This is a genomic window from Cupriavidus gilardii (assembly GCF_008801915.1).
Classification (GTDB): domain Bacteria; phylum Pseudomonadota; class Gammaproteobacteria; order Burkholderiales; family Burkholderiaceae; genus Cupriavidus; species Cupriavidus gilardii.
Map to the genome: position 1 here is coordinate 1 of NZ_VZOV01000011.1, position 25,435 is coordinate 25,435.

Annotated in this window: 23 protein-coding genes; 21 read left to right on the top strand and 2 right to left on the bottom strand. The window is 69.4% G+C overall.

Translation table 11 applies throughout. The annotated features are described in order from the left end of the window. The 6 genes from F7Q96_RS14475 to F7Q96_RS14500 form a co-directional block, all read left to right on the top strand. A partial coding sequence (locus F7Q96_RS14475; protein ID WP_151022876.1) for an alpha-2-macroglobulin family protein occupies positions 1-551 on the top strand: 551 nt, incomplete at its 5' end. Positions 552-580: 29 nt separating this feature from the next. Further along, a complete protein-coding gene (locus F7Q96_RS14480; protein WP_151022917.1) occupies positions 581-1,261 on the top strand; it encodes a lysoplasmalogenase in 681 nt (226 codons plus the stop codon). After that, a complete protein-coding gene (gene pbpC / locus F7Q96_RS14485; RefSeq protein WP_151022878.1) occupies positions 1,258-3,597 on the top strand; it encodes a penicillin-binding protein 1C in 2,340 nt (779 codons plus the stop codon). The genes F7Q96_RS14480 and pbpC overlap by 4 nt, the downstream gene beginning before the upstream one ends. 87 nt (positions 3,598-3,684) lie before the next feature. Beyond that, positions 3,685-4,710 (top strand): delta(1)-pyrroline-2-carboxylate reductase family protein, encoded by a 1,026-nt coding sequence (locus F7Q96_RS14490; protein ID WP_170265871.1) that lies wholly within the window; start codon positions 3,685-3,687, stop codon positions 4,708-4,710. Further along, the gene (locus F7Q96_RS26830; protein WP_162491056.1) at positions 4,707-4,853 is read left to right on the top strand and encodes a hypothetical protein; all 147 of its coding nucleotides are present in this window, start codon (positions 4,707-4,709) and stop codon (positions 4,851-4,853) included. Before F7Q96_RS14490 ends, F7Q96_RS26830 begins: the two co-directional genes overlap by 4 nt. A 171-nt stretch (positions 4,854-5,024) precedes the next feature. Next, the gene (locus F7Q96_RS14500) at positions 5,025-5,753 is read left to right on the top strand and encodes an OmpW/AlkL family protein (protein ID WP_053822855.1); all 729 of its coding nucleotides are present in this window, start codon (positions 5,025-5,027) and stop codon (positions 5,751-5,753) included. Positions 5,754-5,810: 57 nt separating this feature from the next. Here F7Q96_RS14500 and F7Q96_RS14505 read toward each other — a convergent pair whose 3' ends face one another. Next, the gene (locus F7Q96_RS14505) at positions 5,811-6,005 is read right to left on the bottom strand and encodes a heavy-metal-associated domain-containing protein (RefSeq protein WP_006577909.1); all 195 of its coding nucleotides are present in this window, start codon (positions 6,003-6,005) and stop codon (positions 5,811-5,813) included. A 189-nt stretch (positions 6,006-6,194) separates the two neighbouring features. Here F7Q96_RS14505 and F7Q96_RS14510 point away from each other — a divergent pair, with 189 nt between their 5' ends. From F7Q96_RS14510 to F7Q96_RS14580, 15 genes are all read left to right on the top strand, one after another. Further along, positions 6,195-8,699 (top strand): heavy metal translocating P-type ATPase, encoded by a 2,505-nt coding sequence (locus F7Q96_RS14510; protein WP_053822854.1) that lies wholly within the window; start codon positions 6,195-6,197, stop codon positions 8,697-8,699. Between the two features lie 20 nt (positions 8,700-8,719). Next, positions 8,720-9,178 (top strand): Cu(I)-responsive transcriptional regulator, encoded by a 459-nt coding sequence (gene cueR, locus F7Q96_RS14515; protein ID WP_082371578.1) that lies wholly within the window; start codon positions 8,720-8,722, stop codon positions 9,176-9,178. Between the two features lie 53 nt (positions 9,179-9,231). Continuing rightward, complete coding sequence (locus F7Q96_RS14520) at positions 9,232-10,122, top strand: alpha/beta hydrolase (RefSeq protein WP_053823248.1); 891 nt, start codon at positions 9,232-9,234, stop codon at positions 10,120-10,122. Between the two features lie 161 nt (positions 10,123-10,283). Then, positions 10,284-11,903, top strand: a complete 1,620-nt coding sequence (locus F7Q96_RS14525) for a GMC family oxidoreductase (RefSeq protein ID WP_053822853.1) — start codon at positions 10,284-10,286, stop codon at positions 11,901-11,903. 402 nt (positions 11,904-12,305) lie between these two features. Continuing rightward, a complete protein-coding gene (locus F7Q96_RS14530; RefSeq protein ID WP_053822852.1) occupies positions 12,306-13,082 on the top strand; it encodes an ABC transporter ATP-binding protein in 777 nt (258 codons plus the stop codon). Positions 13,083-13,102: 20 nt separating this feature from the next. Further along, positions 13,103-13,828: an ABC transporter ATP-binding protein gene (locus F7Q96_RS14535; RefSeq protein ID WP_053822851.1), complete on the top strand. Its 726-nt coding sequence runs from the start codon at positions 13,103-13,105 to the stop codon at positions 13,826-13,828. Positions 13,829-13,922: 94 nt separating this feature from the next. Continuing rightward, positions 13,923-15,131 carry an ABC transporter substrate-binding protein gene (locus F7Q96_RS14540; RefSeq protein ID WP_006577642.1) on the top strand — a complete coding sequence of 403 codons (1,209 nt, stop codon included), beginning with the start codon at positions 13,923-13,925 and terminating at the stop codon, positions 15,129-15,131. A 156-nt stretch (positions 15,132-15,287) separates the two neighbouring features. After that, the gene (locus tag F7Q96_RS14545) at positions 15,288-16,172 is read left to right on the top strand and encodes a branched-chain amino acid ABC transporter permease (protein ID WP_006577643.1); all 885 of its coding nucleotides are present in this window, start codon (positions 15,288-15,290) and stop codon (positions 16,170-16,172) included. Positions 16,173-16,318: 146 nt separating this feature from the next. Then, positions 16,319-17,236, top strand: coding sequence for a branched-chain amino acid ABC transporter permease (locus F7Q96_RS14550; RefSeq protein WP_226994916.1), 918 nt, complete (start codon positions 16,319-16,321; stop codon positions 17,234-17,236). 428 nt (positions 17,237-17,664) lie between these two features. Then, the gene (locus F7Q96_RS14555) at positions 17,665-18,102 is read left to right on the top strand and encodes a hypothetical protein (protein ID WP_053822850.1); all 438 of its coding nucleotides are present in this window, start codon (positions 17,665-17,667) and stop codon (positions 18,100-18,102) included. A 120-nt stretch (positions 18,103-18,222) separates the two neighbouring features. Next, positions 18,223-18,981, top strand: a complete 759-nt coding sequence (locus F7Q96_RS14560) for a TSUP family transporter (protein WP_151022881.1) — start codon at positions 18,223-18,225, stop codon at positions 18,979-18,981. A 326-nt stretch (positions 18,982-19,307) separates the two neighbouring features. Beyond that, positions 19,308-20,456, top strand: coding sequence for an ABC transporter substrate-binding protein (locus F7Q96_RS14565; RefSeq protein WP_053822849.1), 1,149 nt, complete (start codon positions 19,308-19,310; stop codon positions 20,454-20,456). A gap of 172 nt (positions 20,457-20,628) precedes the next feature. Then, positions 20,629-21,681 (top strand): branched-chain amino acid ABC transporter permease, encoded by a 1,053-nt coding sequence (locus F7Q96_RS14570; protein ID WP_053822848.1) that lies wholly within the window; start codon positions 20,629-20,631, stop codon positions 21,679-21,681. Further along, positions 21,681-23,561, top strand: coding sequence for a branched-chain amino acid ABC transporter ATP-binding protein/permease (locus tag F7Q96_RS14575; protein ID WP_226994915.1), 1,881 nt, complete (start codon positions 21,681-21,683; stop codon positions 23,559-23,561). The genes F7Q96_RS14570 and F7Q96_RS14575 overlap by 1 nt, the downstream gene beginning before the upstream one ends. A 27-nt stretch (positions 23,562-23,588) precedes the next feature. Then, positions 23,589-24,332 (top strand): ABC transporter ATP-binding protein, encoded by a 744-nt coding sequence (locus F7Q96_RS14580; protein ID WP_053822846.1) that lies wholly within the window; start codon positions 23,589-23,591, stop codon positions 24,330-24,332. A 142-nt stretch (positions 24,333-24,474) separates the two neighbouring features. Here F7Q96_RS14580 and F7Q96_RS14585 read toward each other — a convergent pair whose 3' ends face one another. Further along, positions 24,475-25,419 (bottom strand): LysR substrate-binding domain-containing protein, encoded by a 945-nt coding sequence (locus F7Q96_RS14585; RefSeq protein ID WP_151022882.1) that lies wholly within the window; start codon positions 25,417-25,419, stop codon positions 24,475-24,477. Between the last annotated feature and the right edge of the window lie 16 nt (positions 25,420-25,435).

The window sequence follows — 25,435 nt, forward strand, 5'->3', positions numbered from 1 at the left end:
AGTCGCCGCAGCCGACCCCGTCCGCCGCGCCCGCCACGCTGCAGCTGCAGCACGAGGGCGCCGGCCGGCCGTGGGCGACGGTGCGCGCGCTGGCGGCGGTGCCGCTGGCCGAGCCGATCGCCGCCGGCTACCGCATCCGCCGCAGCGTCAGCGCGGTCGAGCAGGCCACGCCGGGGCGCTGGTCGCGCGGCGACGTCTATCGCGTCAAGCTGGAGATCGACGCGCAGGCCGACATGACGTGGGTGGTGGTCAGCGATCCGGTGCCGGCGGGCGCGACGATCCTGGGCAGCGGCCTGGGCCGCGACTCGCAGATCGCCACGCGCGGCGAGCGCCGCACCGGCGCCTGGCCGGCCTTCAGCGAGCGCACGCCGCAGGCGTACCGCGAGTACTACGCCCACCTGCCCAAGGGCACGGCCACCATCGAGTACACCGTGCGGCTGAACAACGCGGGCGAGTTCGCACTGCCGCCGACCCGGGTCGAGGCGATGTACGCGCCCGAGGTGTTCGGCGCCGCGCCCAATGCGCGCCTGAGCGTGGGGCCGCGTTCGTGAGCGATGTCCTCGAACGGCGCGGCTGGACGATGCCGCCGCGCGTGCGCGAATGGTGGATGGCCGGCACCGTCGCCGGCACCATCTACGGCACGCTGCTGGTCAGCGCCGCGCTGGAGCTGCCGCCCGGCACGCCGCTGACGGGCAGCTTCGCCTGGCAGCCGGCATGGAAGACCGCGATGGCGTTGCTGCTGGCGCGTGCGGCGTGGTTCCATCCGGTGCGCCGCGAGCGGCGCTGGCTGGTTGCTGCGCTGCTGTTCTCCGCGGTGGGCGATCTGCTGCTGGCGGTGCCGTGGCTGCCGTTTTCCTTCTCCGGCGGGTTCGGCTTCTTCCTGCTGGCGCATCTGTGCTATCTCGCGTTGCTGCTGCCGTTGGTCGGCGACGACCGGCCGCACCGGCTGCTCGCCAGCGGCGCGGTGATCGGTACCGTCGGCACGCTGCTGGGGCGCTTCTGGCCCAACCTCGGCACGCTCCAGATCGAGGTCTGCGCCTATGTCGTCGCGCTGACGGCGATGGCCTGCGCGGCGCTGCTGGCGCGGCTGCCGACGCCGCTGGCCGCGCTCGGCGCGCTGTGCTTCGTCGTGTCCGATGCGCTGATCGGCATCGCGCGCTTCCTGTCGCCGTTCGATCGCTTCGAACTGGGCATCTGGTGGACCTATGCCGCGGCCCAGGTATTGCTGGTCGCGGGCATCGTCGCGGGGCGGCGGCCATGACGCGGGCAACGCGATGGCCCGGCATCCGGCGCGCGGCGCGGGCGGCGGCGCTGCTTGGCGTGCTGCTGTCCGCGATACCGTCCGCGCCGGCGTTCGCCGACGCGCTGCCCGGCTTCGACCAGGTGCGCGGCAGCTACCGCAGCGCCGACGTGATCGTGCGGGATCGCCATGGCGAACCGGTCGCCACGGTGCGGACCGATTTCGGCGCGCGGCGCGGCCAGTGGGTGGCGCTCGACGAGATCTCGCCGGCGGTGCGCACCGCGATCGTGCTGTCGGAGGACCGGCGCTTCTACCGGCACAGCGGCGTGGACTGGCAGGGCGTGGCCGGCGCGGCCTGGGCCAATCTGTGGAACACGCGCACGCGCGGCGCCTCGACGCTGACGATGCAGCTGGCCGCGCTGCTCGACGACGAACTGCGCCGCGGCGCGGGCGGACGCAGCGCGGCACAGAAGATGAGCCAGGCCTGGCGCGCGGCGCGGCTCGAACAAGGCTGGAGCAAGAGCCAGATCCTCGAGGCCTATCTGAACCTGGTACCGCTGCGTGGCGAGCTGGTCGGCCTGTCGGCGCTGTCGCAGGGGCTGTTCGGCAAGCTGCCGAGCGGGCTCGATGCGCGCGAGGCGGCGCTGGCAGTGGCGCTGGTGCGCGCGCCCAATGCCGCGCCGGCGCGCGTGGCGCAGCGCGCCTGCCAGATCCTGCGCGAGATGGCGCAGCCGGACGGCTGCAACGGGCTGGACGGCTTTACGCAACTGGCACTGGCGCGCGCCGCGATGCCGCCGGCCGGACCGGGCCGCGCGCAGCTGGCGCCCCACCTGGGCCGCCTGCTGGTCGAGCGGACCCTGCACAGTGCAGGCACGACGGCGCGGGCCGCGATCGACTCGACGCTCGATGCCGGCGTGCAGCGGCTGGCGATGGCCAGCCTGCAGCGGCACCTGCGCGAGCTGGCCGGACGCCATGTCGAGGACGGCGCGGTGGTCGTGCTCGACAACGCCAGCGGCGACGTGCTGGCCTATGTGGGCTCGTCGGGCGCGCTGTCCGCGGCGGCGCAGGTCGACCATGCGGCCGCGCTGCGCCAGGCCGGCTCGACGCTGAAGCCTTTCCTCTATGCGCAGGCGCTGGAGGAGCGGCGCCTGACCGCGGCCTCGCTGCTGGACGACCGGCCGGTCAACCTGCCGACCGGCGGCGGCCTCTACATTCCCCGCAACTACGATGGCCGCTACGGCGGCTGGGTCAGCATGCGCGCCGCGCTGGCCGGTTCGCTCAATGTGCCGGCGGTGCGCACGCTGGTGATGGTGACCCCGCACCGCTTCCATCGGCGGCTGGTGGCGCTCGGCCTGCCGCTGACCGAGGCCGGCGACTACTACGGCTACAGCCTGGCGCTGGGCAGCGCCGACGTGTCGCTGCTGACGCTGACCAATGCCTACCGCACGCTGGCCAACCAGGGCCGCCAGGCGCCGGTGCGGATGCGGCTGGCCGAGCCGGCGCCGCGGCCGCTGGCCGTGATGTCGGCCGCGGCGGCGCATGTGATCGGCGACGTGCTGTCCGACCGGCATGCGCGCGCGCGGACCTTCGGCCTTGACAGTCCGCTGACCACGCGCTTCTGGACCGCGGTCAAGACCGGCACCAGCAAGGACATGCGCGACAACTGGTGCATCGGCTGGTCGCAGCACTACACGGTCGGGGTCTGGGTCGGCAATGCCAGCGGCGCGGCGATGCGCGATGTGTCCGGCGTATCGGGCGCGGCGCCGGTCTGGCACGACGTGATGGCCTACCTGCATCGCGAGCGCGCGAGCCGGCCGCCGGCGATGCCCGCGGACGTGGAGCGCGTGCCGGTGCGGTTTGAAGGCGTACCCGAGCCTGCGCGCGAAGAGGTGTTCCTGGCGGGCACCGCGGTGCCTGTCGTCGCCGTCGGCAGCCACTACGCGGGCACGGCGGCGGGGCGCGGTGCAGGGCGGACGGCGGCGGCGCACGGTGCGGACCCCGGCCGTGCCGCGGCGATCGCCAGTCCGGCCGACGGCACCGTGTTCGCGCTCGATCCGGATATTCCGCCGCAGGCGCAGCGCGTCTGGCTGCACGCCGAGGATGTCGCGGGCCGGACCGCACGGGCGGTGGCCTGGCGGCTCGACGGCAAGCGCCTGGGCCGTGGCGGCAAGCTGGCCTGGCTGCCCTGGCCGGGGCGGCATCGGCTCGAACTGGTCGATGCCGGCGGCACGGTGCTCGATACGGTCCGCATCGAGGTGCGCGGCGCGACCGTGCGCGAAGGGCGCGACGGTCCGCCGCCAGGGCGGGGCAGGACGGCGGCGAGGCAGGGCGCCGCGGCCGCGGCCGAGCGCGGATAATCGCCGCCTCGCCGCCTCGCCGCCTCGCCGCCTCGCCGCCGTCGGCCGCTACCCTCAGATTCCCAGCGTTCCCAGGAGCTCGATCTCATGCCTACCGAACCGATTGCCTCGCCGACCGCCTCACAGACCGTCCCGCCGATGCTGCTCGATGCCGCGCAGACGGCGGCGCGGCTGCCGTATCCCGAACTGGCCGTCGCCATTGCCGACATGCTCGGCGAACTGCGCGCCGGCACCGCGATGGCGCCGCCGCGGCTCGCGCTGCCGGTCGGCGACGTGACGGCCGCGGCCCCGGAGGGCGAGGGGACGCTGCTGGTGATGCCGGCCCGCAATGCCGACCTGGTGATGACCAAGAACATCACGGTCCATCCGGGCAATCCGGCGCGCGGGCTGCCCAATATCCTCGGCGAAGTGGTGGTGGCCGACGCGCATACCGGCGTGCGGCTGGCGCTGCTGGACGGACCGACGGTGACGGGGCGACGCACGGCCGCGGTGTCGCTGCTGGCGGCGCAGCGCTTCGCCGCACGGCCCGACGGCGGGCTGCTGATCGTCGGCGCCGGCGTACAGGCCACCACGCACCTCGAGGCCTTCGCCGCCGGGCTGCCGCTGCGGCGGGTCTGGCTGCATTCGCGCACGGCGGACAAGGCCCATGCGCTGGCGGCGCGGGCACGCGAACTTGGCCTGGAGGCCGAGGTGCTCGAATCCGCCGGCGAGGTCGAGGCGGTACTGGGCCGCGTGTCGATGGTCGTCACCGTGACGTCGAGCCGCACCCCGGTGCTGCCGGACCTGGATGCCGGCTGCTGGCGCGACGACCACTTCATCGCCGCGGTCGGTGCGTTCCGGCCGGACATGTGCGAGTTGCCGCCGGCGCTGTGCCGCGGCGCCGAGAAGGCGGGGCGGCTGCTGGCCGATACGCTGTTCGGCATCGAGGACGAGGCCGGCGACCTGCTGCAGGCCGGCATCGACTGGGCCGCGGTGCAGCCGTTCGAGACGGCGATCCTGGCCGCCGACGCGATCCGCGCGCGCACCGGCAGTCCGCTGGTGTTCAAGAGCGTCGGCTATGCGCTGTGGGATCTGGCGGCCTGCGCGCTGGCCGTGCGAAGCGACCGCGCATGACGGCGCCGACGGTGCCGGCGGTGCGGATGGTGCCGATGGTGCCGATGGTGCCGATGGTGCCGATGGCGTCGATGGCGTCGATGGCGTCGATGGCGTCGATGGTGCCGATGGCCCTGGATCACCGCTCGCTGTCACATTACTGAGACACTTCTGCCGCCTCTCTCCCGGCTGTGGTGCCCCTTCGGATACCGCGGATTGCGGTAAACCCTCGATTTAGTGGCGTGCCTCTACAAAATGTCTCTGGAATGAAACGATGACGGCATCGGCGGCGGGATAATGCTGCCCTTGCAGTTGAAAACCACGAAGGAGAGAGGATGTTGAACAACAAGAAAATCCTGGTGGCTGTCGCGGCCATGGTAGTGGGCGGAGCCGCCCAGGCACAGTCGGCCGGCAGCACTGTCGTCAGTGCGGGCTGGTTCCGCGTGATGCCGAACAGCTCGGCCGACCCGCTGACCATCGACAGCGTCGGCGGCCGCCCGGTCGGCATGCAGCGTCCCAATACCGGCGCCGACATCAAGGCGGCCAATACGCTGGGCTTGTCGATCGACCACTTCGTTACGGACCACATCTCGACCGAGTTCGTGGTCGGTATCCCCCCGGAGCACGATGTCGAGGGCGACAAGGGCTACGGCCGGTACGGCAAGCTCGGCACGGTGCGCCAGTGGAGCCCGGCGGTGCTGGTCAAGTACCACTTCCTCGAGCCGGCCTCGCGTTTCCGCCCCTATGTGGGCCTGGGCGTCAACTACACCTGGTTTACCGACGAGACGATCACCAACCAGCAGTTCGTGCGCCAGGAGTTCGGCCCCAACGCCACGATGACCGCGAGCGCCAAGTCGTCGTGGAATCCGGTCTTCAACATCGGCGCGAACTACAAGATCAACGAGCGCTGGCATATCGGCCTGTCGGTGTCCTACCTGCCGCTGGATACCCGCGCGACCTTCGTCACGCGCAATTCCGCCCAGGGCGGCGCCACCGTGGTGTCGCACACCAAGATCAAGATCGATCCGATCGTGACCTTCCTGAACGTCGGCTACCGCTTCTGAGCCGCGCCGACCGGCCGCGTCCGCGTCTCCCCGGAGCGCGGACGCGGTTCCTTCCGGTCAGCCCTTGACCGGATAGCCCGCCGCTTCGATCGCCTCCCGCACCTCCTGCACATCGGCGTCCGCTTCCACGCTGACCGCCTGCGCCGCAATATCGGCCGACACGCGCGCGTCGGGGTCGACCTGCTTCACCGCACGCGTGATCGCGCCCACGCAGTGATTGCAGGACATGCCTTCCACTTGAAACTGCATCATCGTTGAACTCCTCGGAATGGGCTGGAAATCCGGCAAGTACCCGGAATGACGCCATTGTGAACCTTCCCATCGTGTCAGGCGCAAGCCCCGCAGCCTCGCTGCGAAACCTGGCGCGCCGGCCTTGACCTTCCTAGCATGGTAAGGTCCAGCATCCAGTGACAGGCTATGTCAACGAGGATGTCAACCGCCATGTCCACTTCTTCACTTCCGCTGTCGCCGGCCCCGTCCGGTCCCAATACCACGCCGGCCGCGCCCGAATGGCGCCTGCCGATCGAAGGGATGACCTGCGCCTCCTGCGTGCGCCGGGTCGAGAACGCGCTGGCCAAGGTGCCGGGCGTGCGATCGGTCGCCGTCAACCTGGCCACCGAGGAGGCCACCGTGCAGGCCGACAGCGCCGCCGTGCTGCCGGCGGCCGCCGACGCCGTCGCCGCCGCGGGCTACGCGGTGCCGCGTACCGAGCTGGAGCTGACGGTGCGCGAGATGACCTGCGCCTCCTGCGTCGGCCGCGTCGAACGCGCGCTGCGCGCGGTGCCCGGCGTGGTCGACGCGCAGGTCAATCTGGCGACCGAGCGCGCCCTTGTGACACTGGTTGGCGGCAACGCGGCCGACATGCTGCCGGTGCTGACAGAGGCCGTGTCCCGCGCCGGCTACGCCGCCGAACCGGTGGCCGAGGCGGCGACGGGCGGCCAGGCCGCGCCCGAGCGCGCCGCCGACTTCTGGTCCGGACCATGGGCCGTGGCGATCCCGGCCGCGCTGTCGCTGCCGCTGGTCGCGCCGATGGTGCTCGGCTGGTTCGGCGTCGCCTGGAACGTGCCGGCGCTGTGGCAATGGCTGCTGGCCACGCCGGTGCAGTTCGTGTTCGGCTGGCGTTTCTATCGCGCCGGCTGGAAGGCGGCGCGCGCCGGCACCGGCAATATGGATCTGCTGGTCGCGCTCGGCACCTCGGCGGCCTACGGCCTGTCGCTGTGGCTGATCTGGCGCGGTGCCGCCGCCCATGGCGAGGGCCACCCGCATCTGTACTTCGAGAGCGCGGCGGTGGTGATCACGCTGGTCCGGCTCGGCAAATGGCTCGAGGTCCGCGCCAAGCGGCAGACCGCGGACGCGATCCGCGCGCTGGCCGCGCTGCGGCCGGATACCGCGCGCGTGCGCCGCGACGGCGTCGACACCACGGTGCCGCTGGCGCAGGTACGCGTCGGCGACGAAGTGATCGTGCTGCCCGGCGAGCGCATTCCGGTCGACGGCGTGGTGATCGACGGCGACAGCCATGCCGACGAATCGATGCTGACCGGCGAAAGCCTGCCGGTGCCCAAGCATGTCGACGACCGCGTGACCGGCGGCGCCATCAACGGCGAGGGCCGGCTGGTGCTGCGTACCGCCGCGGTTGGCGCCGAAACGGTGCTGGCCCGGATCATCCGCATGGTCGAGCATGCGCAGGCGGCCAAGGCGCCGATCCAGCGGCTGGTCGACCGCGTCAGCGCGGTGTTCGTGCCCGTGGTGCTGGCGATCGCGCTGGTCACGCTGCTGGGCTGGGGCTTGGCGCTGGGCGACTGGCAGTCGGCGTTGCTGAACGCGGTGGCGGTGCTGGTGATCGCGTGCCCGTGCGCGCTGGGCCTGGCCACGCCGACCGCGATCATCGCCGGCACCGGCGCGGGCGCGCGCGCCGGCATCCTGGTCAAGGACGCCGAGGCGCTGGAGACCGCGCATCGTGTCAATGTGGTCGCGTTCGACAAGACCGGCACGCTGACCGTCGGACAGCCCGAGGTGGTGGCGCTGCTGCCGGCGGGCGCAACGGCCGGCGACGCGCCGTCGTTGCTGCTGCGGCGGCTGGCCGCGCTGCAGGCCGGCAGCGAACATCCGCTGGCACGGGCGGTGCTGCACGCCGCCGGCCAGCGCGAGTTGACGGTGCCGGTCGCCAGCGAACTGCGCGCGCTGCCGGGCCGCGGCATCAGCGGGCGCATCGACGGTGTTGCATGGGCGCTCGGCAGCGAGCGGCTGCGCAAGGAGCTAGGCGCGTCGCTGGACGAAGGTTCCGCGCTGCAGCGCGAAGCCGATGCGCTGCGCCGGGCCGGCCGCACGGTGTCGTGGCTGATCGAGATCGATGCGCGCCGCGTCGAAGGGCTGGTCGCGTTCGGCGATGCGATCAAGCCCGGCGCGCGCGAAGCGGTGGCGCGCCTGCACGCGGCCGGCGTGCGCACCGTGATGCTGTCCGGCGACAGCCAGGGCGCCGCGGCGCAGGTCGCCGACGCGCTCGGCATCGACGACGTGCAGGCCGAGGTGCTGCCCGAGGACAAGGCCGCGCGCGTGGCGGCGCTCAAGCGCGCCGGCGCGGTGGTCGCGATGGTCGGCGACGGCGTCAACGATGCACCGGCGCTGGCCGCGGCCGACGTCGGCATCGCGATGTCCACCGGCACCGACGTGGCGATGCACGCGGCCGGCATCACGCTGATGCGCGGCGATCCGGGCCTGGTCGCCGATGCGCTGGCAATGTCGCACCGTACGGTGCGCAAGATCCGGCAGAACCTGTTCTGGGCATTCGTCTACAACGTGATCGGCATCCCGCTGGCGGCGGCCGGTCTGCTCAGTCCGGTGGTGGCGGGCGCGGCGATGGCCTTCTCGAGCGTCAGCGTGGTCGGCAACGCGCTGCTGCTGCGGCGCTGGCGGCCGGCGCCGCGCAGCGAGGCCGTGCAGCGCTGAAACATGGAGGAAGCAAGGCGATGAATATCGGCGAAGCGGCGGCTGCCTCGGGCGTGTCCGCCAAGATGATCCGGCACTACGAATCGATCGGGCTGCTGCCCGTGCCGCCGCGCAGCGAAGGGGGCTATCGGCGCTACGACGAGCGCGCGCTGCATACCTTGCGCTTCGTGCGGCGCGCCCGTAATCTCGGGTTCTCGCTGGACGAGATCCGCAACCTGCTGCTGCTGTGGCAAGACCGCGGGCGTGCCAGCGCGGACGTCAAGGCGCTGACGCTGCGCCATGTCGCCGAACTGGAAACGCGCATCGCGGAACTGGTGGCGATGCGCGACACGCTGCGCTCGCTGGCCGAGGCCTGCAGCGGCGACGAGCGGCCGGACTGCCCGATCCTCGCCGACTTCGCCGAGCCGGGGCACGCGCCGTCCGCGGACACGTCCGACCGCAATGCACGCGACGGCAATGCGCGCCCCGCCTGCCACTGATGAACGCTGACCGGCGTGCGGCCGCGCCGCGTGCCGACGAGGAGAGCGATCGCATGGATGCATCCCAGAGCGCCGCCATTGCGCCGGCTGAAAGCCGCCAGCGCATGCGCGACGGCACCGAGCTGCTGCTGCGCACCTGGCTGCCCGACCCGGGGCTGTGGCCCGAACCGTCGGGCACGCTGCTGCTGGTGCACGGGCTCGCCGAGCACTGCGGGCGCTACGCGCATGTGGCGGCGCGGCTGTGCGCGCTGGGGCTGCGGGTGGTGGCCTACGACCAGCGCGGCCACGGCGCCAGCGGCGGCGCACGCATGGTGGCCGAGCGGCCCGATGTCTTCCTGGACGACCTGGTGGAGATCTACGACGGCGCGGTGCAGCGCTGGCCGGAGCTGCCGATCGTGCTCGGCCACAGCATGGGCGGGCTGGTCGCGGCGCGGCTGGCAACCTCGCGCGTGCGACCGGTGCGCGCGCTGGTGCTGTCCTCGCCGGCACTGGCGCTGCGCATCGACGGCGCGATGCTGACCCTGCAGCGGATGCTGCTGACGCTGGCGCCGAACCTGCGCGTACCCAGTCCGATCCGCCCGTCCGACCTCAGCCACGATCCCGCCGAGGTGGCCAGCTATCGCAGCGATCCGTTGGTGCAGCGCACGCTGACGGCGGGCATGCTGCACAGCATGATGCTCGGCATCGAACGCGCGCAGGCCGATGCGCCGCTGCTCGAGGCGCCGACGCTGCTGCTGGTCGCCGGGGCCGATCGCGTGGTCGATCCGGCGGGCAGCCGGCGCTTCTGCGACAATGCGCCGGCCGACCTGCGCGAATGCGTCTGGTTCGAGCACGCCTACCACGAGATCTTCAACGAGCAGGCGGCGCTGCGGACCGAGGTGCTCGACGCGCTGAGCGACTGGCTGCGCCGCCATCTGCAGCCGGTGGCGGACGCGGACCGCTGAAGCGCACGACGACGCGATCGCCGGTATCGATCCAGACCGGACGCCCAGCACCGAACGCACGACGCACCACGCAGAAGGCAGAGCAGAACGCCTCAGCTTGCCGGCCGTCCTTCCGCGGCGGACGGACGCATCCCGATCGACATCCAACCCAGAAGAAGAGCATGGAGACCTACGACTACATCATCGTCGGCGGCGGCACCGCGGGCTGCGTGCTGGCCAACCGGCTGACGCAGGACGCCGACGTCAGCGTGCTGCTGCTCGAGGCGGGCGGCAAGGACGACTACCACTGGATCCATATTCCGGTGGGCTACCTGTACTGCATCGGCAATCCGCGCACCGACTGGATGTACCGCACCGTCGCCGAGCCGGGACTGAACGGGCGCTCGCTGATCTATCCGCGCGGCCGCGTGCTGGGCGGCTGCTCGTCGATCAACGGCATGATCTACATGCGCGGGCAGCGCGAGGACTACGACGAGTGGGCGCGCATCACCGGCGACGACGGCTGGCGCTGGGACAACGTGCTGCCGCTGTTCAAGCGCAGCGAGGACCATCATCGCGGCGCCAACGACTTTCACGGCGCCGGCGGCGAATGGCGCGTCGAGCCGCAGCGCCTGCGCTGGGACATCCTCGAGCGCTTCATCGACGCGGCCGAGCAGACCGGCATTCCGCGCACCGACGACTTCAACCGCGGCGACAACTTCGGCGTCGGCTACTTCGAGGTCAACCAGCGCCGCGGCATCCGCTGGAACACGTCGAAGGCGTTCCTGCGGCGCGCCTCCGAACGGCCGAACCTGACCATCGTCACCGGCGCGCAGGTCAGCGAGCTGACCTTCGACGGACGCCGCTGCAGCGGCCTGCACTATGTCGGCGGCGGACAGCCCCATACAGTGGCGGCGCGGCGCGAGGTGATCCTCGCCGCGGGCGCGGTCAACACGCCGCAGCTGCTCGAGCTGTCCGGCATCGGCCAGCCCGAGCGGCTGCAGGCGCTCGGTATCGCCGTGCGGCAGGCGCTGCCCGGCGTCGGCGAGAACCTGCAGGACCATCTGCAACTGCGGATGATCGTCAAGGTCGAGGGCGTGCGCACGCTGAACACGCGTGTCGGCAACTGGTGGGGCAAGCTCGGCATCGGGCTGCAGTACGCGTGGAACCAGAGCGGGCCGATGAGCATGGCGCCGTCGCAGCTCGGCGCGTTCGCGCGCTCGGATCCGGACCAGGCGCGGCCCAATGTCGAGTACCACGTGCAACCGCTGTCGCTCGACAAGTTCGGCGAGCCGCTGCACACGTTCAACGCCTTCACCGCCAGCGTCTGCAATCTGCGGCCGACCTCGCGCGGCAGCGTCCACATCGACAGCCCGGACTTCCGCCAGGCGCCGGTGATCGCGCCCAACTACCTGTCGACCGACGAGGACCGCAAGGTCGCGGCGGACTCGCTCAGGCTGACCCGCCGCATCGTGGCCGCGCCCGCGCTGGCGCCGTACCGGCCGCAGGAATGGCTGCCGGGCCCGCATGTCGAGGACGACGAGTCGCTGGCGCGCGCGGCCGGCGATATCGGCACGACGATCTTCCATCCGGTCGGCACCTGCCGCATGGGCAAGCCCGACGATCCGCAGGCGGTGGTGGACCAGCGCCTGCGCGTGATCGGGGTGCAGGGCCTGCGCGTGGTCGACGCCTCGGTGATGCCGCTGATCACCTCTGGCAATACCAACTCGCCGACGATCATGATCGCCGAGCGCGCCAGCGACATGATCCGCGAGGACTGGCGCAGCGGCGCGCGCGGCTGACGCGCCGGCGCAGCATGACGGTCGCGCCGCCGCGTGCGGCGCAGCACCGCTTCCCTTTGGCAGTTCTCCCCGGCAATACGTCCGCACTGCCTGACGAACATGACAGCTGGTTCATGTTTCAGGCTCAGTGCAAACCCGGATGTTTTGCGACGCAACAGGTGCCCACAATAGACGCCGGACAGTCGTGATGCCGCGCTCACATCCGCGCGGGCTTCCGCGTTGCATCCGACCGCGCCGCCGCTGTCACCCAGCGCGCTGCCACACAAACCAATAAGACATTGCAGACAAGGCGATCCCCACACGCGCGCCGCCATCGCGCAGCGCCGTCAGGGGTCGCGGGTCGAATCCGGGCACGACGGGCCAGAAGCCAAGCGTCGTGCCGAACGAGGACGGGCAGGAGACATGAACCAGCAGGAAACCATCCTGGAGACGCGCAACCTCACCAAGGAGTTCAAGGGGTTCACCGCGGTCAGCGACGTCAATCTGCGGGTCAGGCGCGGGTCCATCCATGCGCTGATTGGCCCCAACGGAGCGGGCAAGACGACCTGCTTCAATCTGCTGACGAAATTCCTGGTGCCGACCACCGGCACCATCCTGTTCAACGGCACCGACATCACCGGCGAGAAGCCCGCGCAAATCGCGCGCCGCGGCGTGATCCGTTCGTTCCAGATCTCGGCGGTGTTTCCGCACCTGACCGTGCGCGAGAACGTGCGCATCGGGCTGCAGCGCAAGCTCGGCACGCATTTCCACTTCTGGCGCAGCGAACGCACGCTGTCGGTGCTCGACGACGAGGCGATGGCGCTGCTCGAGCAAGTCGGACTGACCGAGTTCGCCGACACCGTCACCGTCAACCTGCCGTACGGCCGCAAGCGCGCGCTGGAGATCGCCACCACGCTGGCGATGGAACCGGAGCTGATGCTGCTCGACGAGCCGACCCAGGGCATGGGCCACGAGGACGTCGACCGCGTCACGCAACTGATCAAGAAGGTGTCGTCCGGGCGCACGATCCTGATGGTCGAACACAACATGAACGTGGTGTCGTCGATCGCGGACACGATCACCGTGCTGCAACGGGGCGCGATCCTGGCCGAAGGGCCATACGAGCAGGTCTCGAAGGATCCGCGCGTGATGGAAGCCTATATGGGCACGGCCGACGCCGAGCTGCAGGGCGCGCACTGAGAGCAAGCGGGAACGACGACATGGCAACTGAGAACACACCCGCCCTCGAGATCCGCGGCCTGCAGGCCTGGTACGGCGAATCGCACATCCTGCACGGGGTCGACCTGACCGTGAACCGCGGCGAGGTGGTCACGCTGCTGGGCCGCAACGGCGCCGGCCGCACCACCACGCTGCGCGCGATCATGGGCCTGACCGGCACGCGCAAGGGCTCGATCCGGATCGACGGCCACGAGACGATCCATCTGCCGACGCACAAGATCGCGCACTACGGCATCGGCTACTGCCCGGAGGAGCGCGGCATCTTCGCCAGCCTGTCGTGCGAGGAGAACCTGCTGCTGCCGCCGCAGCTCAAGGGCAACGGCGCCAAGCAGGGCATGAGCGAGGCCGAGATCTACGAGATGTTCCCGAATCTGGCCGAGCGCAGGCACAGCCAGGGCACGCGCCTGTCGGGCGGCGAGCAGCAGATGCTGGCGGTCGGCCGCATCCTGCGCACCGGCGCCAACCTGCTGCTGCTCGACGAGATTTCGGAAGGACTGGCACCGGTGATCGTGCAGGCGCTGGCCCGCATGATCCGGATGCTGAAGCAGAAGGGGTACACGGTGGTGATGGTGGAGCAGAACTTCCGCTTCGCCGCGCCGCTGGCGGACCGCTTCTATGTGATGGAGCACGGCACCATCGTCGAGCGCTTCGGCGCCGGCGAGCTCGAACAGAAGATGCCGGTGTTGCACGAACTGCTTGGGGTCTGATCCCTTCGGGATCGCAGGCATGACCGCAGTCAGGGGTCGCAGGTACGGTGTAGGAAAGGGCGGCGCGAGGCCGCCGAAACACAGGAGACAAGCAATGAAGATCAAACGGCTCGCAGCCGCGATGGCGGCCTTGGTGACGGGCATGGCGGCCGGAGCGGCCTCCGCGCAGGTATCGGGTGATTCGGTCAAGATCGGCTTCATCACCGACATGTCCAGCTTGTACGCCGACATCGACGGCAAGTCGGGTGTCGAGGCCGTCAAGATGGCGATCGAGGACGCCGGCGGCAAGGTGCTCGGCAAGCCGATCGAGCTGCTGTCGGCCGACCACCAGAACAAGGCCGACATCGCCGCGTCGAAGGCGCGCGAATGGATGGACCAGCAGGGCCTGGACATGCTGCTGGGCGGCACCAACTCCGGTACCGCGCTGGCGATGAACAAGGTCGCGCAGGAAAAGAAAAAGGTCTACATCAACATCGGCGCCGGCACGGCGCGCCTGACCAACGAAGAGTGCTCGCCGTACACGGTGCACTACGCCTACGACACGGTGGCGCTGGCCAAGGGCACCGGCAGCGCGGTGGTCAAGCAGGGCGGCAAGTCGTGGTTCTTCCTGACCGCGGACTACGCCTTCGGCCATTCGCTGGAGAACGACACCTCGGCGGTGGTCAAGGCCAATGGCGGCACGGTGGTCGGCTCGGTGCGCCATCCGCTGTCGGCGTCGGACTTTTCGTCGTTCCTGCTGCAGGCGCAGTCGTCGAAGGCGCAGATTCTGGGCCTGGCCAACGCCGGCGGCGACACGATCAACTCGATCAAGGCGGCCAAGGAATTCGGCATCACCAAGAACATGAAGATCGCCGGCCTGCTGATGTTCATCAACGATGTGCACAGCCTCGGACTGAAGAACACCGAAGGCCTGCTGATGACCGACAGCTGGTACTGGGACATGAACGACGAGACCCGCAAGTTCGCCAACCGCTTCTTCGCCAAGAACAAGAAGATGCCGAGCAGCCTGCAGGCGGCCGACTACTCCGCGGTGCGTACCTACCTGAAGGCGGTCGAGGCGGCCAAGACCGACGATCCGGACAAGGTGATGGCCGAGCTGAAGAAGGCGAAGATCGACGACTTCTACACCAAGGGCTATATCCGCGCCGATGGCCGCGCCATCCACGACATGTACCTGATGCAGGTCAAGAGCCCGGCCGAGTCGAAGAAGCCGTGGGACTACCTGAAGGTCGTGGCGACGATCCCGGGCGACCAGGCCTTCACGACGCCCGCCGAGTCGAAGTGCGCGCTGCTGAAGAAGTAAGCGATGGCGGCCGCGCGGTGCGCGCCTGGCGCATCGCCGCGGCCCGATGAACGACCGGCGCCGCGTGCACGTTCGCTGCCGCCGGCCCATGCCTTCCTCGATGGACGGCGGGCCGGCGCGGAACGGGCCCGCGGCGCCGCATAGCTGAAGCCTGCGATGGACATCTTCGGTATTCCCTTGCCCGCCATGTTGTCCCAGCTGCTGCTCGGGCTGGTCAACGGGGCGTTCTATGCGATGTTGAGCCTTGGCCTGGCGGTGATCTTCGGCCTGCTCAACGTCATCAATTTCGCGCACGGCGCGCTGTTCATGCTCGGCGCGGTGCTGGCCTGGATGGGCATGGAGTACGCCGGGCTCAACTACTGGGTGATGCTGCTGCTCGCTCCGGTCGTGGTCGGCGTGCTCGGCGTGGTCATCGAGAAGACGATGCTGCGCTGGATCTACAAGCTGGACCATATCTACGGCCTGCTGCTGACGCTGGGCATCACGCTGGTGATCGAGGGGGTGTTCCGCTCGATCTACGGCGTGTCGGGCCTGCCGTATTCGACGCCGGAACTGCTGTCGGGCGCGACCGACCTCGGCTTCATGATCCTGCCGAACTATCGCGCCTGGGTCGTGGTGGCCTCGCTGGCGGTGTGCCTGGCGACCTGGTACATGATCGAGAAGACCAAGCTCGGCGCCTATCTGCGCGCCGGCACCGAGAACCCGAAGCTGGTCGAGGCTTTCGGCGTCAACGTGCCGCTGATGGTCACGCTGACCTATGGCTTCGGCGTCGCGCTGGCCGCCTTCGCCGGCGTGCTGGCCGCGCCGGTGATCCAGATCTCGCCGCTGATGGGACAGAACCTGATCATCGTGGTGTTCGCGGTGGTCGTGATCGGCGGCATGGGCTCGATCCTCGGCTCGATCGTCACCGGCCTCGGGCTGGGCGTGATCGAGGGGCTGACCAAGGTGTTCTATCCGGAAGCGTCGTCGACCGTGGTGTTCCTGATCATGGTGATCGTGTTGCTGCTGCGGCCGGCCGGGCTGTTCGGGAGGGAGAAGTGATGGACGGACAAAGCGCATCGCGCGCACAACCCCAGGGCGCGCAAGCTTCGACGCCGGCGCAGGCGGGCGCCGCGCGCGGCGGCGTGCCGCGCACCGTGCCGCTGCTGTTCTATGGCGTGCTGCTGGTCGCGCTGATCGCCGCGCCGATGGCCGGCGCCTATCCGGTCTTCGTGCTGAAGGTGCTGTGCTTCGCGCTGTTTGCCTGCGCGTTCAATCTGCTGATCGGCTACACCGGCCTGCTGTCGTTCGGCCACGCGGCCTTCTTCGGCGGCGCCGGTTATGTGGCCGGACACGCGATGAAGGTGTGGGGCGTGACGCCGGAAGTCGGGCTGGTGCTCGGCACGCTGGCCGGCGCGGCGATCGGTTATGTGGTGGGCGCGCTGGCGATCCGGCGCCAGGGCATCTATTTCTCGATGATCACGCTGGCGCTGGCGCAGATGCTGTTCTTCTTCTGCCTGCAGGCGCCGTTCACCGGCGGCGAGGACGGACTGCAGGGCATTCCGCGCGGCAAGCTGTTCGGCGTGCTGTCGCTGTCGGATGACCTGACGCTGTACTACGTCGCGCTGCTGATCCTGGTGCTGGCCTTCGCGCTGATCGTCCGCACGGTGCATTCGCCGTTCGGCCAGATCCTGAAGGCGATCAAGGAAAACGAGCCGCGCGCGATCTCGCTGGGCTACGACACCGACCGCTTCAAGCTGATGGCCTTCGTGCTGTCGGCCGCGCTGTCGGGGCTGGCCGGCGCGATCAAGGCGCTGGTGCTGGGCTTCGAGACGCTGACCGATGTGCACTGGTCGATGTCGGGCACGGTGATCCTGATGACGCTGGTCGGCGGCCTCGGCACGCTGTCCGGTCCGATCGTCGGCGCCTTCGTCATCGTCGCGCTGGAGAACAAGCTGGGCGACATCGGCAGCTTCCTGGCCTCGGCCACCGGCGTCGAATGGTTCAACTCGCTGGGCGAGTCGGTGACGATGGTGACCGGCGTGATCTTCGTGATCTGCGTGCTGCTGTTCCGCCGCGGCATCATGGGCGAACTGCAGGCGCTGTTCTCGCGCAGCCGCCATTAGCGCCATGGACGCCGTCCCGGCGGAGGCAGGGCAGGGGCGATGGGGAGTGGCCGCCGGGATACATGCCCGTTTTTAGGGCTAGGGTTTTTTCTAGCTTGTTCGATACGCACCGCTTCGTTACATTGCAGTCACGGTTTTCGCAGGTTAAATGGAGGCGGAAGCGAGGAGACGACAGGCGCGCACCCACGATGAGCATTCCGTGAGGAAGCAGCGTTAAATAAGGAAAGGGCGTTGACGGGTGATCCTCGGCAACGCCCTTTTTAATTTGTGCCGTGCTCCGTGAGACAATGCGCGCCTTGCCCGCGACCGCCATGCCGTCTCCGTCCGACCCCACCTCTTCAGCCAATTCCGGCCGTTCTAGCCCCGCCGGCGCTCCGTCGCCAACTCCCAACTATCTGATTCGACAGGCTTTTCCGGCCGACCAGCCGATGCTGGCGGACTGGCTGCAGGCGTGCGCGCCGGCGCCGGTGCTGCTGCAGCGCGGCCGCGCCGCGATGCTCGAGCGGCTGCTGCAGCGGCCCGAGCTGGGCCTGTGCCTGCTGGCGTCGCGCGACGGCGCGCTGGTCGGCTGCCTGCCTGTCCAGCTGGTGCCGCGCCTCGATCTGGGCGGCCTGGCGGCGCTGGCGGCCGAAGCCTGGTGCTTGCCCGGTACGCACGAAAGTGGTGCAATCCTCGCTTCTTGCCGCGACTGGCTCGCCGACTGGTGCCGCGCGCATGGCGTGCGCCATCTGCTGTGGGCGCCGGGGCTGCCCGGTGCCGGTGAGCCGGACGGCGATCCGGACCGCGATCCCGGCGGCGGCCTGAGCCGGCTGCCGTGCGGCCTGTGGCACCGCGACCTGGCCCCGGCCGCCAAGCAGCTGGCCTGATCCGACCGCAGCCCTCGACCGTTCCGGTCTCGGTGGCGCCCCTGGACTGCCGATCCCCCGGCCGCGGTCTGCGCTTTTCTTTTCCGCCTTTTCCTGCTTTCCCGCTTCCCGGATATTCGAATGGAGTTCGCCTTGCTGTTTGCCGCCGCCTTGCTGGCCGGCCTGATCGACGCGGTCGCCGGCGGCGGCGGCCTGATACAGATTCCCGCCATCTTCAGCGCGTACCCGAGCCACGCGCCGGCGACGCTGATCGGCACCACCAAGGTGGCCTCGATGGCCGGTACCTTCAACGCCGCGGTGCGCTACGCGCGCAGCGTGCGGATCTACTGGGGCGCCACCGGGCCCGCGGTGGTGGCGGCGTTCCTCTGCTCGATGGCCGGCGCCTACACGCTGACGCTGGTGCCCGCCGAACCGCTGCGCAAGCTGCTGCCGTTCGTGCTGGCGATCCTGCTGATCTATACGCTGGCCAGGAAGGACCTCGGCGCCGAGCACGCGCCAACGCTGTCCGGCGCGCGCGAGCGCTGGGTCGCCGTGCTGGGCGGCGCCGCGATCGGCTTCTACGACGGCATCTTCGGGCCAGGTACCGGCAGCTTCCTGATGATCATGTTCGTGCGGCTGTTCGGCTACGACTTCCTGCACGCGGCGGCGTCGACCAAGCTGGTCAACCTCGCCACCAATGTCGCCGCGCTGATGCTGCTCGGCTTCAAGGGCCATGTCTGGTGGGAACTGGGGCTGGTGATGGCGGTGGGCAACGTGATCGGCAGCCAGCTCGGCAGCCGCCTCGCGCTGAAGCACGGCAGCGGATTCGTGCGCAAGGTCTTCCTGCTGGTGGTGACCGCGCTGATCCTGAAGACCGCCTGGGACGCCTTCGCCGGTTGACCTTCAGCACCGCCGAAAGCCGCGCCGATGCTGGCGATGCGGGTTAATCCTGCCTTGGCGGCAAGGGACGCTGTGTTAGACTCGGTGCGAATTCCCGACCGATCGGTCGGCGAATCGAAGCCGGCGTCGGCCGAGTTCGTCGCGAACCTGTATTGAGCGCGGACGAACGGCCGCGACCCTCTGCAGAGGGCACGCGCGGACGGGATCGGGCACGACGGAGGAGAGCGGCGCCAGCAGCGCGGCACGGTCCGTCAGAACAACAAGCCAGGCGCGGACCGGCGCAAGCCGGATCGATGCCGACCGGTTTGACAGAAGAAGGAGACACGATGAATTTCAAGCGCGCCAGCCTGCTGGCCTTCGCCGCCGCCTGTCTGTGCGCCGGCGCCGCCCAGGCCCAGATCAAGATCGGGGTCACGGTATCGGCGACCGGTCCGGCGGCTTCGCTCGGCATCCCGGAGAAGAACACCTTCACGCTGCTGCCCAAGGAGATTGCCGGCAAGAAGGTCGAATACATCGTGCTCGACGACGCCTCCGACAGCACCACCGCCGTCAAGAACACCCGCAAGCTGATCAGCGAAGACAAGGTCGACGCCGTGGTCGGCTCGACCGTGACGCCGAACTCGCTGGCGATGGTCGACGTGGTCGCCGAGAGCGGCACGCCGATGATCACGATGGCGGCGTCCGCGCGCATCATCGAACCGATGGACGCCAAGCGCGCCTGGGTCTTCAAGACCCCGCAGAACGACTCGCACATGGCGACCGCCATCTTCGAGCACATGGGCAACAACAACGTGAAGACGGTGGCCTTCATCGGCTTCGCGGATGCCTACGGCGAGAGCTGGTCGCAGGAGTTCGCCAAGGTGGCGGACATCCGCAAGATCAAGGTGGTGGCCAACGAGCGCTTCGCCCGTACCGATACCTCGGTCACCGGGCAGGTGCTGAAGATCATGGCCAGCAATCCCGACGCGGTGCTGATCGCCGGGTCGGGCACGCCGTCGGCGCTGCCTGCCAAGGCGCTGAAGGAGCGCGGCTACAAGGGCAAGATCTACCAGACCCACGGCGTTGCCAACCCCGACTTCCTGCGCGTCTGCGGCAAGGACTGCGAAGGCGCGCTGCTGCCGGCCGGCCCGCTGCTGGTGGCCGAACAGCTGCCCGACAGCAATCCGGTCAAGAAGCCGGCAATGACCTACAAGACCGCCTACGAGAAGGCCTTCGGCGGCCAGGTGTCGACCTTCGGCGGCCACGCCTGGGATGCCGGCCTGCTGCTCGAGCGCGCGATCCCGGTTGCGCTGAAGAAGGCGCAGCCCGGCACGCCGGAGTTCCGCAAGGCGCTGCGCGATGCGCTCGAGCAAACGAAGGAGCTGCCGGTCTCGCACGGCATCATGACGATGAGCCCGACCGATCATCTGGGCCTGGACCAGCGCTCGCGCGTGATGGTGCAGATCGTCGACGGCAAGTGGAAGCTGCAGAAGTAGGAACGCCTCCAGCTTCGCCGCGCGGCAGGGCGCATGGACGCACCATGCGCCTTTTTTGTTTTGGGGCCCCGGTGAAACGAAAGCGGGCGCTAGGGTTCGCGCGGATTTCCTCGAAGCGTAAGACCTTTACTATTTCGTAATTCGCTGCATCGCGGCAACCCCCGAGGAGATCATGGACCTCTCGATTGCGGCCATCCTGGCACAGGACGGCATCACCTCCGGCGCGATCTACGCGCTGTTGGCGCTGGCCCTGGTGCTGGTGTTTTCGGTGACCCGCGTCATCTTCATCCCGCAAGGGGAGTTCGTCGCCTACGGCGCGCTGACGCTGGCGGTGATGCAGGCCGGCCACGCGCCGCAGACCTCGTGGCTGCTGGTGGCGATGGGCGTGCTGACCTTCGTCTACGAGGGCGCCACCGTGCTGCGCAGCGCCGAACTGCGCCGCAGCGCCGGACGCCGGCTCGCGGTGCTGGCCGGCAAGTACCTGGTCTTTCCGTTCGCGGTGCACTGGCTGACCCAGGCCTATGGCGCGCAGCCTTTGCCGATGCTGGCGCAGATCGCGCTGACGCTGCTGATCGTGGTGCCGATGGGTCCGATGCTGTATCGGATCGCCTACCAGCCGCTGGCCGAGGCCAGCACGCTGGTGCTGCTGATCGTCTCGGTCGGCGTGCACTTCGCGCTGGTCGGGCTGGGTCTGGTGATGTTCGGTGCCGAGGGGTCGCGCACCACCGCGTTCTCCGATGCGCGCTTCGACGTCGGCGCGCTGTCGGTGTCGGGCCAGAGCCTGTGGGTGATCGGCGTGTCCGGGCTGCTGATCGCCGGCCTGTACTTCTATTTCGACCGCACGCTGACCGGCAAGGCGCTGCGCGCCACCGCGGTCAACCGGCTGGGCGCGCGCCTGGTCGGCATCGGCACCACGCAGGCCGGCCGGCTGTCGTTCACGCTGGCGGCCGCGATGGGCGCGCTGTGCGGCATCCTGATCGCGCCGCTGACCACGGTCTACTACGAGTCCGGCTTCCTGATCGGCCTGAAGGGCTTCGTCGGCGCGATCGTCGGCGGACTGGTCAGCTATCCGGTGGCGGCCGCCGGCGCGTTGCTGGTCGGGCTGCTCGAATCCTATTCGTCCTTCTGGGCCAGTGCGTTCAAGGAGGTCATCGTGTTCACGCTGATCATTCCGGTGCTGCTGTGGCGCTCGCTGACCAGCAAACATGTGGAAGACGAGGAATGATGCAACGGCAAGCCACACGGACTACAGGGACGCAGCAGGCGTCCGACACGGCGGCGGCAACGCGGCCGATCCCGGCCCCGAGCGCGGTCTCCGGCAGCGCGACCCTGCGCAACCGGCTGCTCTTGATCGCGTTCGCGGCGGTGCTGGCGCTGCTGCCGGTACTGCCGACGCCGGAATTCTGGATCACGCTGGGCAACTACATCGGCCTGTACAGCATCGTCGCGATCGGGCTGGTGCTGCTGACCGGCGTCGGCGGCATGACTTCGTTCGGGCAGGCGGCCTTCGTTGGCCTGGGCGCCTACAGCACCGCCTACCTGACCACGCAGTACGGACTGTCGCCATGGTTCGGGCTGCTGGTCGGGCTGGTGATCACGATGGCATCGGCCTATGTGATCGGCCTGATCACGATGCGGATGTCCGGGCATTACCTGCCGCTGGCGACGATTGCCTGGGGGCTGTCGCTGTTCTTCCTGTTCGGCAACCTCGAGTTCCTCGGCAAGTACGACGGCCTGAACGGCATCCCGGTGTTGTCGCTGCTGGGCTTCGAGCTGCAGTCGGGCCGCTCGATGTTCTATCTGATCTGGGTCGTGGTGCTGCTCGCAGTGCTGGCGATGCAGAACCTGCTGGACTCGCGTCCCGGCCGAGCGATCCGTGCGCTGAAGGGCGGCGGCGTGATGGCCGAGGCGATGGGCGTCAATACCGCGTGGATGAAGGTCGTGGTGTTCGTCGTCGCCGCGGTGCTGGCCTGCATCTCCGGCTTCCTGTACGCGCACCTGCAGCGCGCGGTGAACCCGACGCCGTTCGGCCTGAACTATGGCATCGAGTACCTGTTCATGGCGGTGGTCGGCGGCGTCGGCCATGTCTGGGGCGCGGTGCTCGGCGCGGCGATCCTGACGATCCTGAAGGACCTGCTGCAGGGCGTGCTGCCCAAGCTGCTGGGCGCCAACGGCAACTTCGAGATCATCGTCTTCGGCGTGCTGCTGGTGCTGCTGCTGCAGCATGCGCGCGACGGGCTCTGGCCGTTCCTGCGCAAGGCGTGGCCCAGCGGGCCGCCGGTGCGCGCGCCCGAGCAGGCCGCCGCGCTGCCGGTACGGCAGAAGCCGCAGGCCGGCGAACTGATTCTCGACGTGCGCGCCGCGCGCAAGGAGTTCGGCGGGCTGGTGGCGGTCAACGATGTCAGCTTCCAGGTGCGCGCCGGCGAGATCGTCGGGCTGATCGGGCCCAATGGCGCCGGCAAGTCGACCACCTTCAATCTGGTCACCGGCGTGCTGCCGCTGACCCGCGGCGAGGTGCGGTATCGCGGCGAGGCCATCACCAACCTGCCGTCGCGCGAGATCGTCAAGCGCGGCATCGGCCGGACCTTCCAGCACGTCCATCTGCTGCCGACGATGACGGTGCTGGAGAACGTCGCGATCGGCGCGCATCTGCGCGGCGATTACCGTCCCCAGGGCGGCGTGTCGGCGGCGATCCTGCGCATGAACCGCGGCGAGGAAGCCAAGCTGCTGTTCGAGGCCCGGCGCCAGCTCGAGCGCGTGGGGCTGGCCGACTGCATGTACATGGAGGCCGGCAGCCTGGCGCTGGGCCAGCAGCGCATCCTGGAGATCGCTCGCGCGCTGTGCTGCGATCCCGCGCTGCTGCTGCTCGACGAGCCGGCCGCCGGCCTGCGCTACAAGGAGAAGCAGGCGCTGGCCGACCTGCTGCGCAAGCTCAAGGGCGAGGGCATGAGCGTGCTGCTGGTCGAGCATGACATGGACTTCGTGATGAACCTGACCGACCGGCTGGTGGTGATGGAGTTCGGCACGCGCATCGCCGAGGGTGTGCCCGAGGAAGTGCAGAAGAACCCCGCGGTGCTCGAGGCCTATCTGGGCGGCGTGGAATAAGGATCAGCAAGGATTCAGGAGCGAGCGGTGAGCGTGATTCTCGAAGTCAACGACCTGCATGTCCGCTACGGCAAGGTCGAGGCGGTACACGGGGCCAGCCTGTCGGTCGAGGCCGGCAAGATCGTCACGGTGATCGGCCCCAATGGCGCGGGCAAGTCCACGATGCTGAACGCGATCATGGGGGCGCTGCCGCCGACCGGCTCGGCCAGCGGCACGGTGTCCTATCTGGGCCATGACATGGCGGGCATTCCGGTCGAGGGCCGGGTCGCGCGCGGCATGTGCCTGGTGCCGGAGAAGCGCGAGCTGTTCGGCTCGATGAGCGTCGAGGACAACCTGCGGCTCGGCGCCTTCCGCCGCAAGCGCGCCGGCGAGAAGAACTTCCTGGACCAGATGGACGTCGTCTACGCGCTGTTCCCGCGGCTGCGCGAGCGCGCACGGCAGGATGCCGGCACGCTGTCGGGTGGCGAGCGCCAGATGCTGGCGGTGGGCCGTGCGCTGATGGCCAAGCCCGGACTGCTGATGCTGGACGAACCCAGCCTTGGCCTGGCGCCGCTGATCGTCAAGGAGATCTTCCACATCATCAACGACCTGCGCCGTACCGGCGTGGCGACGCTGCTGATTGAGCAGAACGCGCGCGCCGCATTGCAGGTGGCCGACTACGGCTATGTGATCGAGACCGGAGAGATCGCGATGGCGGGGCCGGCCGACGAGCTGGCCGCGGATCCGCGCGTCATCGAGACCTATCTGGGGTTGGCGAAGAAGGCGGCTTGAGCGCGCCAGGCTGGCGTTGCCCGAGCCTGCATCCGGCGGATGAATAGCGGCGCGCTTCGGTGCGCCGTTGTCATTTGTCGCGCTTATGTATTCGCGGTGAAGATTATCGGGATTGATGTTTCGATGTTTGGATGATCGATCTTCATCCATCCGATGAATCATTGTCCCGGGAGCGGACCACATCCGGATCCTGCGCGGCGGTTTCCAGCAGCCACTGCCGGAAGCGGTTCAGCGCCGGATGGTCGCGCCGCTCCCGCGGCGCGCACAGGAAATAACCGCGCGTCAGCCGGATCGGCAGGTCGAACGGCGCCACCACCCGGCCGGCCGCGACCTCGTCGCGTACCAGGCAGCGCTGCAGCACCGCGATGCCGATATCGGCCTTGACCGCCTGCACCAGGATCGAGACCTGGTCGAATCCCGTAGCCAGCGTGGGCGCAGCGTCGGGTACGCCCGCCGCAAGAAACCAGTGCTGCCAGTTGGCCGGCGCGCCGGTGTGAAAGAGCAAGGGCTCCTGCAGCAGATCCGCCGGCGTTCGCCATTGACCGGCTTCGCGCCGCAGCTGCGCGCGCTCCGGATGGCAGACCGGCACCATCTCGCTGCCGATCACATAGTCGACCTGCAGGTTGGGCCAGCTGGCGGCGGTGCCTGCCAGCAGCGCCGCATCGGGCGCCGGCCCGGAGAAATCCTCGTCGCGCCGGTACGGCACGAAGTCCAGCCGGATGTCGGGATGGCGCCGATGGAAGTCCGGCAGCCGCGGCACCAGCCAGACGCTGGCCAGCGTGGGCAGGGCGGACAGCGTCAGATGGTGCTGGCGGTCGCCGGCCAGCAGCGCCGCGCTGGCCGATTCGATTGCCGCCAGCGGTCCCGACACCGCTTCAAGAAAGCCGCGGCCGGCTGCGGTCAGCACCAGCCGGTGCGCGTTGCGCTGGACCAGCGGCTGGCCGAAGTGTGCCTCCAGCCTGGCGATGGCCCGGCTGATCGCGCCCTGCGTCACGCACAGCTCCTGCGCGGCGCGCGTGAAGCTGCCAAGCCGCGCCGCAGTGGCGAAGGCGTGCAGCTCGGACATCGACGGCGATCGCAGGCGCATGCGGCCTTCTCCGCTC